We start from the raw sequence: 10,514 nt of genomic DNA, 5'->3' as shown, positions 1-10,514 counted from the left end.
CCCCCTAACCCCCTCCCGCCTGCGGGAGGGGGAATGACTGCAAACCACCCAAAACAGCCGCCCGTTCAATAATCCTTCGAATAGCGAAGATTCGCGGACGACCCCGCATTGGTCCCCGTCTTCGACAGCAGGCTGAGCGTCCTGGACAGCGAGATTTCCAACTGCGTCGCGGTAAAGCCCTTCGGGTCGGTGATCACCTCCACATAGATATTGTTGGAGATATGTTGCCCAACCGCCAGCGACGTTCCGCGCCCGGTCGCCTCGTCGCCGCCCACAATGCCGATTCGGTCGACGCCCGACGCATTTTGCAGCTTACCCATCGGGTTCAGTCCACCCCCGCCACCGCGCAGCCCGTTGAGCGCCGCCGCCAACTGAATCGCCTGGGTCGCGGACAGGTTCGCCACATTGTCGCCGAACAGGATACGCGCCAATATCTCGTCCTGCGGCAGCGTCGGCGTGGAGACGAAGGCGATGTCGGGCCGCTGCGCCGTGCCGCCGACCGCTATGCCTGCCGTCACGTCGCTGATCTTGGTTTCGGCGCGGATCGCCAGCGTCGGGTTCATCATCGGCCCGTTGAAGCTGATGACGCCCTGCTCCAGATTGAATTGATGGCCGGAGAAGCTGTAGCGGCCACGGATTACCTCGATCCTGCCGACAATGCGGGGATCGGTGGCGGTGCCGGTGACGCGCATATTCGTCTTCCATTCGGAATCCAGCCCCATGCCGGTCACGTAAATCTCATTATCGGCGCGCAGTCGGATGTCGAGCTTCCAGGCCGTCGGCTTGGCCGCCGCCTGTCGCGCCGCGAGCCGTTGATCGAGCAGGTCCATGCCTTCGCCCTTGCGCCGCACGCCGGTAAGCTGACGAATGTCGCTGCCCCCCTGCCACGCCACGCGATAGCGGGTTTCTGGGAGCCATAGATCGCCCTTGATCAGGCCGCCATTAGCCGGGCTGTTGGTGATGTTCAGCGTGCCGCTGACCACGCTGGTGATCGCCTCGCTGCGGGCGAGGCGGGCGCGGTCCAGCTTCACGGCAATATTCATGGGATAGCCGCTCTCCGCTGCAAGACCTACAGTGCCGCTCGCCTGTACCGTGCCATCGCCCGCACGGCCGGAAAAGTCGCGCAGGTCGAGCCGGTCGTTGGTGAAACGCCCGTCCAGCCGCATCTGCGTGACACGAGTGCCGAAGGCCTCATTTTCATAGGTCAGCGCATTGGCGCGGACGATGCCGTTGAGACGCGGCGCGGCCAGCCGTCCCCCGAAATCCGCTGCCACTGCGATTGGCCCGGACAATTGCTGGCCCGCCAGTCCGGCAAAGGAGAACAGCACGTCGGCCGGCCCGGCATAGCGGATGCCGCCCCCCAAGGGCGCCGATTGCAGCCGTTCGCTCCAGCTTGCGCCCGGTCCCGGCGGCGCCAGCGTCGCGACGAATCGGCCCAGCGTGGCATCACCACGCCGGACGAGGCCGCGCATGTCGCCGCCCGCGCCGGACAGCTTGCCCTCCAACGCCATCGACACCGGATCGGACACCCTGGTCAGGCTGGACCGGCGGAAGCCGCTGATTGCGAGGCGCGTGGTCGCGGTCGGAAAGGCGGAGCCGGTCTGCGCAAAATCCAGCGTGCCGGTCGCTTTCCCGCCAATCCCCAGGCCCGGCGAAGCCATATTGACGATGGCCAGGTCGAAATCCTTGAACCGCGCCTGCATCGCCGTCTGCTGGCCGAAGCGGCCCGCCAGATCCACCCGGCCCTGCGGCAAAACCAGCGTGGCCGGTTCCAGCCGATACCCTGCTTTCTCGATGCGGATGATGGCAGGCTGGGCGAAGCGGAACGGGATGTTGCTGGCCCGACCCTCCAGCGCGACGGCATAGAGGGTGGGACGCAGCGCCGCGTTCATGGCGATGGAGAAGGGCGCGCCGGTCGATCCATCCGCGACAAGCTGCGCCCGCCCGCGCCCGCCCCGATAGTCGATCCGCCCCCGCGCCTTGCGCACCACATAGTCGCCATAGGCGGCGTTGGCCATTTGCACATCGGCGCTGATCTGTGGCTGGTCGGTCATCACTATATTCGCGGTGACGAGGGCCCGGCCGATCACTACATCCGCTTCGCCCGGCAGTTTTGCGTTGCTGGCAGTGGCGTTCACCTGCGCGCCCTGCGCATTGCCAGCAGCCGTCAGCCGGACCGCGCCCGTGACGCCGGACCCGTTCAGGCCAAGCTGCCCGGTGAAGGGACCGGCGGCGCTCTGCTGCAGGCGGCCGTTCATGTCGATGCCCGCGAAATGCGCCCTGGTTATGTCGATGGTGAGCGGCCCCTTCGCGGTGCGGATCAGCACATTGGCGAAGAAGGGGCCGTAGGCGGACCCGCCCGTGGCTTCGAGCCGGTAGCCAGCCGCCTCGCCGTTCAGTTTCGCCACGACATCATGAAGCTGCACCCCGACATTGGGCCGGGCGGCGCGGAGCACTGCATTGGGCCGCTCCATCGTGCCGCGCACGGTCAGCGCCAGCGGGCCATATCGGTTCGATGTCGCCCGGGCGTCGAAGGCGATCCGGCCGTCCGTATCATAGCTGCCGGAACCGCTGTGAATGCGGAAATCGGGGGCCGCGCCTTTCAGGCCGCTGAGGGTGAATTTGCCCTCAGGCGTCATACCGATGCTGCCGGAGGCGACGGCATTGCCGCCCAGGAAATCGCGGACGGACGCATTTTCCCACCGGGCCGTGCGCACGCCGAAGCGGCCGGACAGGCCGAAACCGCCCCTGGGGCCCGGCACCAGTTTCACGTCGGTCTGCAGGTTGACGATGCCGACGCCGTCGATCCTGTAATCATTGACCCTGCCCTTCAGCGCGCCGCGATAGATGGCGTTTTCCATGTCGGCCAGCACGATGGCGGTGGCGTCTATCCGGTCGCTGTCGATCTTCAGATTGTCGCTGATCAGCTTGCCCGCAGCATAGGCGAAGTCGCCCTTCACCCGCAGATTGCGCAGCAGGCCACCTGCCGCCGCGTTGAGGCCGGTGACGCGGCTGGCGGTGGCGTTGACCGGAATGCGAATGCGGTCGGCGTCGATGACGGCGCGGCCGCTGGCCTTCAGATTCTCGATGCCGGTGGCGTCGAAGGCGAGTTGTTTCGCTGTGATGTCATAGTCGATGAAGGGGGTCGCCATCGGCCCGTCGAGGATGATGGAGGCGCGGACGTCGCGGCCCTTCACCTTCTCCATTATCGCGCCGGGGGCAAGCAGGGCGGCGTCGATCTTGAGCGCGCTGAACCGGCTTTGGCCGAGGTCGACCAGGCCTTGGGCGGTGGCGGAAAGGGCCGGGGATTTGAGCGAGCCTTTGAGGTTCACCCGCCGCGCGTTCAGGCCCGCGAACAGGTCGATGTCGAGCGCGGGCGTCGTCAACCGGTCCACCGTTCCGGCAAAGACCAGCCCCGGCCGCAGCGGACCTTTCGCCGTGAAATTGCCGTCGCGGGCGGCAAGCGCGATGTTCGCCAACTCGCCCTTGCCCGACGTCGCGATCAGCCGCCCGTTCCACGCCTGCCATGTCCCCCTGCCGTCCAGCGTCGCGGTGAAGCCGTCGGTCAGGCCGCTCATCGCCGCGATCACGCCATTTTTGGGCGCGGTCAGCGTGCCCTTTATCGACAGGCGGTTCTGCGCGGGCACGGCGTCGAGATGTGCCTGCAAACGGTCGCCGCTGTCGACCACGGCATTGGCGGACAATATGGCGCGGCCATCGGCGATATGCGTCACGCCATCGATGGCGATTTCGCGCTTCTGGCCTATGACTGGCTTGGCGACGACGAACCGGGCGATCTTCAGCCGGTCGACGTCGATGTCCAGGTCGGGCAGGATCGGAGCGTTGGGATCGGTCTTGGTGATGTTGAACCGCGGGCTGCGCGCCAGGACCACCAGCGGGCTTTCCAGCAGCCGCACTGAGATATGGTTCTCGATGTAGCGGAACGGGCTCCACACCACATGCACTTCCGGGCTGACCGCGAAAATGCCCTTGGGGTCGCGCAGCACCAGATTGCGGATCGTCATGTCGCTATAGATCGATCCGTCGATCCGGCCGACCTCGATGGCCATACCGGATTCCAGCTTCAATGCGGCGATCTGGCGGATCAGGAATTTCTTGCCCGGCTGGGTGTTGAGGAACAGCAACAGGCCCGCCGTCAGCACCAGCAGAGCGACGACAAGGCCGACGATGCCCAGCGCGATCTTTTGCCAGAGCGGTCGCTTCTCGCGAATGATGACTGTCTCATCTGTGGGGGTTTCCGGAGCCATCAGAATGCCTGCCCGATGCCGATATAGAGCGCGAATTTGGACTCGCCCGGCTGCCGGTTGATCGGCATGGCGATGTCGGCGCGGAAGGGGCCGAAATTGGTGTAGAAGCGCCCGCCGACGCCCACGCCGTAACGAATATTGGAAAATTGCGGCATGGAGCTTTCATAAACCTGCCCTGCGTCGACGAAGGCGACCACGCCATAATCGCCGAAGCGATAGCGTCCCTCGACCGCGAATTCATTGACGGACCGGCCGCCGATGGGATCGTTGTTGGCGTCCTTCGGCCCCAGTTCCTGATAGCCATAGCCGCGCACCGACCCGCCGCCGCCTGCATAGATGCGGCGCGACGGCGCCACATCGTCGCGCTTCGCCCCGCTGATCGTGCCGACCCGCGCCCGCCCGGCGATGACCAGATCGTTCGATACCGGATAATAGCCCGTCAGGTCGAAGGTCGCCCGCAAATAGGGGGAGAAGCTGCCCTGCAAAGACCCTTCCGGTTCCGCCCGCAGATTGGCGCGGAAACCCCTGGTCGGGTTCAGCAGGTCGTTGGACCGGTCATAGCCGACCTGCACCGGCAGGCCGCCGATGAAATAGGTCCGCCTCGTCTTGTCCGCCGTCGCCGGATCGACCACCACCTGCTCGTTGGTCAGCAGCACTTCCGCGCCGTAGCTATAGGTCCAGCGCTTCTGGAAGATCGGCGTCGACTGACGCGACCAGCCGATGTTCAGCCCCAGCGTATAGGCTTCATAGGCGTCGTAATTCTGGTGGTTGATCGCGATGCCGGTCTGGAAGGTCTTGTCGCGCTTGCCCGCATTGGACCGGCGGAACGTGCCGGAAGCGCCCTGTTCCTGCGTCCCGGCGATGACGCTGGCGATCACCGCGCCTTCGGGCGGGAAGAGGTTGCGGTGCGTCCACGTCCCCTCGGCGCGAAAACCCTGCCCCGTGCCATAGCCCAGTTCGCCTGCCAGCGTGCGCGGCTTGCCCGCCTCCTGTGCGACATTCAGGTCGACATATTCGGTGCCGTCCGGGCCGGGTTCATTGGTGCGCACGGGATCGACCGAAATGCTGGAAAACAGCCCCGTCGCCACCAGCGCCCGGCGCAGATCGTCCACCTTGCGGCTGTCGTAAAGCTCGCCCGGCCTGAAGCGGCTGATAACCTTCATATGGTCGGCGCCAAAGGCCTGCTTTTCGCCCGTGGTGGTAATTCCCCGGAACGACCCGCGCGGCCCCGTCTCGACCGGCAGCGTATAGTCCCCGGTCGCCGTCGCGGGATCGAGCAATATGTCCCGCTGCCCCACCTTGGCGAAGGGATAGCCATTTTCCGGCAGCCTGACGCCGACATTGGCCTCCGCTCCCTCCACCGCCGCCGCGACGATGAAGTCGTCGGTCTTGAGCGGCAGGCTGTCGCGGATCAGGCCCGGCGGCACGGTCGGCCCGGCGTTGATGACGATGTCCCCGATCCTGTAGCGCTTGCCCGGCGTGACAGAGAGGATGGCCTTCAACGCCCCGTCGCCCGCCTGATCCAGCGAGGCGAGCGCGGTCCCGTCATAATAGCCCTCCGAATAGAGCAGCCGCACGGCCAGCGCTTCATCCTCATGGGCGCGGGCCTGCACCATCGCCGCCGTGTCGGCCTTCCCGCCGCCGTCGATCAGGGCGGAGGAGTCGCGGAACGCCTGCTCCAGCCCGGTCTTGCCGAACCCTTCTATCGCCACGGAATAGCGGACGGCTTCGGTCTTCTCCCCAGGGTCGTTGTCGGTCGCCACCTGCAACGGCACCTGCACGCTGTCGAGCGGCGGGAGAGGTTGCGCCAGTTCGCCGTCCTCCCGCGGTTCGATGGCGGGGGGCAATTGCCGAGCCGCTTCCGGCTGCGGCATCTGCCGGTCGATCCATTCATCGATGGAGGGCAGGGGAGCGTCCGCTTGCCCGGTCCTGGGCAATCGCGCTTCGAATTCGCTGTCGGGCAGGATAGGCTCTTCCGGCGGCGGCGGAGAGGGCGTCTGCGCCATCAGGGGGAGGGGAGAAGCCGCCATCATCATCAGGGCCAAGGCTTGCCGAACCCGCTTCGCCTGCCTGGACTCCATGGAAACCGCTTGCCCCTTCATTGTCCGGCGCCCATCCGCGGGAGCCATCAATACGCCCCAGCGGTTGCTTCGGTTCCGCCTGCGTCATGACCATTTTGCCGCATCGGGGGCGCTTCCCTCCGAATCCCAACCCGTCCTGAGCATTTTCAAGTTGACCGTTTACGGCCAACGTCTCGGAAAATGCGGCATCAAAAGAACAGAGTGTTTTCGCTCAAAGTGAAAACACTCTAGACAATCGGGATGACCATCGCGCTCAACATCACCCGTTCGATCCTCGGCCAGCCCTGGCGTTGGCGCGGCGGCAGCGCGGATGGGCGCGACCCGGCCTATCGGCCGGACGATCTGGTGACGCAATTGCTGTTGGCGCGGGGTTGTCCCCGCGACGCGGTGGAGGCGCATCGCAATCCCACCATCCGCCATTTCATGCCTGATCCCAGCCTGTTCCGCGACATGGACGCCGCCGCCGAACGGCTGGCCGATGCGGTGATGCGGGGCGAGGATGTGCGCATCTTCGGCGATTATGACGTGGACGGCGCAACCAGCGCGGCGTTGCTGATCCGCCTGCTACGCGATCTGGGGCTGGCGGTCCGGCCCTATATCCCCGACCGGCTGATGGAGGGTTACGGCCCGTCGGGCGAAGCGCTGGTGCGGCTGGCGGGCGAGGGGGCGACACTGATCGTCACCGTGGATTGCGGGGCGCAGGCTTTCGACGCGCTCGCCATGGCCAAGGCGGCGGGCGTCGATGTGGTGGTGGTCGACCATCATAAATGCACCACGCTGCTCCCCGAAGCTCTGGCGCTGGTGAACCCCAACCGCCTCGATGAAGCGGAGGAAGCCGCCGCCCATGGCCATCTGGCGGCGGTGGGCGTCGCCTTCCTGCTGGGCGCTGCGCTGATCCGGGTGCTACGCAAACGCAACTGGTTCGCGCAGCGATCAGAACCGCCGCTGATGGAACTGCTGGACATCGTCGCGCTGGGCACGGTGGCCGACGTGGCACAACTGAAGGGGCTGAACCGGGCCTTCGTGGCGCAGGGCCTGAAGATCATGGCGAAGCGGCGCAATGTCGGCCTTTCCGCGCTGATCGACGCCAGCCGCCTGACGCGGGCGCCGCTCTGCCATGACCTTGGCTTCGCGCTCGGCCCGCGCATCAATGCGGGCGGGCGCGTGGGCAAGGCGGACCTTGGCGTGCGGCTACTCACCACCGAAGACCCGGCGGAAGCCGCGAAGATCGCCGCCGAACTCGACCTGCTGAACGAGGAACGCCGCGCCATCGAAGCCACCGTGCAGGCGGAGGCGGAGGAACTGCTGGCCGCGCAGGGCAACCGGGCGGTGGCATTGGTGTCTGGCGCGGGCTGGCATCCGGGCGTGATCGGCATCGTCGCCGGACGCATCAAGGAGAAAGCGGGCCGCCCCGCCATCGTCGTCGCCATCGATGAGGATGGCACGGGCAAGGGATCGGGCCGCTCCATTTCCGGCGTCGATCTGGGCGCGGCGGTGCTGGCGGCGAAGGATAGCGGCTTGCTGGTCGCGGGCGGCGGCCATGCCATGGCGGCGGGCCTGACGGTCGCGGCGGACAAGGTCGATGCGCTGGCCGACTTTCTGGACGAACGGCTTTCCAGCGCCGTCGCCAAGGCGCGGGACGACCGCGCCCTGCTGATCGACGCGGTGCTGGCCCCGGCGGGGGTCAATCCGGACTTCGTCGCCGCCATCGACGCGGGCGGTCCCTATGGCGCGGGCTGGCCCGCGCCGCTGATCGCTTCCGGGCCGATGCGGGTGATCAAGGCCGATGTCGTGGGCAACGGCCATTTGCGCGCTATCATGGCGGGCGACGATGGCCGGTCGATCAAGACCATCGCCTTCCGCCAGGCGGAATCCGATCTGGGCCAGGCGATATTGGGCGCGCCGCGCGACCGGCGGCTGTGGATCGCCGGACGGGCGAAGATCGACGATTGGGGCCCGCGCCCCGCCGCCGAACTGCATCTGGAGGATGCCGCCTGGGCCGATTGAGGGGAGGATCGGCTATTTTATGCCCCGCGTCATTTTCATGACGAAAAGGGGGTTGACCGTTCCGGAGCCACCGCCTAATGCCCGCCTCGCTTCGCAGCGACGCCCACGCGGACCTGCATGTGGCCCCTTCGTCTAGCGGTCTAGGACGCGGCCCTTTCACGGCTGAAACACGGGTTCGATTCCCGTAGGGGTCACCACCTTCCTCCTTTGGAAAGCGGTGAAAATCTGGTGCTTGCCACCCGGTTGCGCCGCATGTGCAAGCGCTCTAGCCTTGGGTGATATCCTTTTTCCTTGAGCGTGCGTTTCTGCCGATGCATCCTGTCGTCCTGCGTTATCTGTTTCCGCTGATTGCCCTTCTCTCCGGTCCCGCCTTCGCGCTGCCCGCGAACCGGCCGACGCCGGGCTATACCCGCGTGGCGATCGAAACCTTCGTCGGCACGATTGTCGTGGCGGCCGACAATCGGCGGGCGCCGGTCACCGCCGCCAATTTCCTGACCTATGTCGATGATGGGCGCTTCGACGGCGTCACCTTCTATCGCGCGGCGCGGCGCAAGAGCGCGCCGAAGCTGGGGCTGATCCAGGGCGGCATCGACACGGATGCGCGCCGGTCGCTGCCGCCGATCAGGCATGAGCCGACGACACGGACGGGCATCCGGCATCTGGATGCGACGATTTCCATGGCGCGTCCGGACCGCGCTAATTCGGCCATGGGCAATTTCTTCATCACCGTGGGGCCGACGCCCAATATGGATGCGCGGGGCGACTATATCGGCTATGCCGCCTTCGGCCATGTGGTGGCGGGGATGGATGTGGTGAAGGCGATCCTCGCGGTCCCGACCTGCTGCGGATCGGGGCCGATGCGCGGGCAGATGATCGTCAAGCCGATCCGGATCATTCGCGCCAAAAGGCTTGACGGCACGCCGCATCCGACGCGGGGCGTGAAGCCATGGCTGCTGTGGCTTAACCGTAAAGGCTAGACCAAACCCACTGCCTGATCGACCAACCAATCCCGACCTCTGTAACGCCGGGGACGCGCCAGAAACTTCTTCCATGCCTGTTCGTGGAAGAAGAAAGCGACGGCGTTGATCATCGGCTCAACCAGCGCGATCCCGCCCGCAACGGCGACCGATCCGGTCATCAGATAAGCGACCGAAAATCCCACGGTCAGATGGATGCTGAGATAGGTGGCGGTCTTGATGAGGTCGGTCGACATGGCATTTGGCTCCTGCGTGCCATAGTTAAGAATCGTTCGCAACACATGCCAACCGCTTTTCCCTCTGGCTCTGATCGACTTTGCCGATCAGGATGCGCATCAAAGGAGAGTGCGGATGGGCGGAAAGATCAGGGTCGGGATCGGCGGTTGGGTCTTCGAACCATGGCGCGGCACCTTCTATCCCGAAGGGCTGCGCCAGAAGGATGAACTGGCCTATGTGGGCGAGCATCTGACCGCGACGGAGATCAACGCCACCTATTACAGCACGCAGAAGCCCGCGACCTTCGCCGGTTGGGCAAAGGCGGTGCCGGATGGTTTCCAGTTCGCGGTCAAGGCCTCGCGCTTCTGCACCAACCGCCGGGTGCTGGCCGATGCAGGCGAGTCCATCGCCAAATTCGTCCATCAGGGATTGGCCGAACTGGGCGACCGGCTGGGGCCGATCCTCTGGCAGTTCATGCCGACCAAGGCGTTCGACCCGGATGATTTCGGCGCTTTCCTGAAGCTGTTGCCCGCCAGCGTCGACGGCGTGCCGCTGCGCCATGCGCTGGAGGTGCGGCATGACAGCTTCGACGATCCCGCCTTTTTCCATCTGGCGAAGGCGGCGGGAGCGGCGGTCGTCTATGCCGACCATCCGGAATATCCGGCGCTTAACGGCCATGATGTGGGCTTTTCCTATACGCGGCTGATGCGCACGCGGGAGGAGGAGCCGACCGGCTATTCGCCCCGCGAGATCGAAAATTGGGCCGACAGGGCGCGCCAGCAGGCGGCGCAAGGGGACGTCTACGCCTTCTTCATCAGCGGCGCGAAGGTGCGGGCCCCTGCAGCGGCGCAGGCCATGATTGTGGCTTTACGGTAACATCGACTGTTGCATTTGCTGCAACTGCGAAGTCATCCTTTGCGATTGTTACAATATCATGTCGGGCGCATAGGCCGCCTTGCCCCTGG

6 protein-coding genes and 1 tRNA gene are annotated in these 10,514 nt (G+C 65.7%); 4 read left to right on the top strand and 3 right to left on the bottom strand.

The window, feature by feature from the left end; all coding sequences use genetic code 11:
* Positions 1–65 precede the first annotated feature (65 nt).
* Together BV95_RS14430 and BV95_RS14425 are read right to left on the bottom strand one after the other, a co-directional pair.
* Positions 66–4,268: a translocation/assembly module TamB domain-containing protein gene (locus tag BV95_RS14430; RefSeq protein ID WP_037453231.1), complete on the bottom strand. Its 4,203-nt coding sequence runs from the start codon at positions 4,266–4,268 to the stop codon at positions 66–68.
* The gene (locus BV95_RS14425; protein ID WP_037453228.1) at positions 4,268–6,349 is read right to left on the bottom strand and encodes an autotransporter assembly complex protein TamA; all 2,082 of its coding nucleotides are present in this window, start codon (positions 6,347–6,349) and stop codon (positions 4,268–4,270) included. Before BV95_RS14425 ends, BV95_RS14430 begins: the two co-directional genes overlap by 1 nt.
* 240 nt (positions 6,350–6,589) lie before the next feature.
* On the opposite strand from BV95_RS14425, the gene recJ reads away from it, so the two are divergent.
* The 3 genes from recJ to BV95_RS14410 all read left to right on the top strand — a co-directional run bounded on the left by recJ (position 6,590) and on the right by BV95_RS14410 (position 9,333).
* On the top strand, positions 6,590–8,356 hold the full coding sequence (gene recJ, locus BV95_RS14420) for a single-stranded-DNA-specific exonuclease RecJ (protein ID WP_037453226.1): 1,767 nt from the start codon (positions 6,590–6,592) through the stop codon (positions 8,354–8,356).
* A 121-nt stretch (positions 8,357–8,477) separates the two neighbouring features.
* Positions 8,478–8,553, top strand: a tRNA-Glu gene (locus tag BV95_RS14415).
* A 114-nt stretch (positions 8,554–8,667) separates the two neighbouring features.
* On the top strand, positions 8,668–9,333 hold the full coding sequence (locus BV95_RS14410; RefSeq protein WP_037453223.1) for a peptidylprolyl isomerase: 666 nt from the start codon (positions 8,668–8,670) through the stop codon (positions 9,331–9,333).
* On the opposite strand, the gene BV95_RS14405 is transcribed toward BV95_RS14410, so the two are convergent.
* A complete protein-coding gene (locus tag BV95_RS14405) occupies positions 9,330–9,569 on the bottom strand; it encodes a DUF2061 domain-containing protein (protein WP_037453245.1) in 240 nt (79 codons plus the stop codon). The two genes, BV95_RS14410 and BV95_RS14405, sit on opposite strands and share 4 nt — an antisense overlap.
* A gap of 115 nt (positions 9,570–9,684) precedes the next feature.
* Here BV95_RS14405 and BV95_RS14400 point away from each other — a divergent pair, with 115 nt between their 5' ends.
* Positions 9,685–10,425, top strand: a complete 741-nt coding sequence (locus BV95_RS14400; protein WP_037453219.1) for a DUF72 domain-containing protein — start codon at positions 9,685–9,687, stop codon at positions 10,423–10,425.
* Positions 10,426–10,514: the final 89 nt, after the last annotated feature.

The organism is Sphingobium chlorophenolicum, from assembly GCF_000722875.1.
In the GTDB taxonomy this organism is placed as follows: domain Bacteria; phylum Pseudomonadota; class Alphaproteobacteria; order Sphingomonadales; family Sphingomonadaceae; genus Sphingobium; species Sphingobium chlorophenolicum.
The sequence above is the reverse complement of the archived record's forward strand: the minus strand, read 5'-3'. Positions and strand labels throughout refer to the sequence as shown.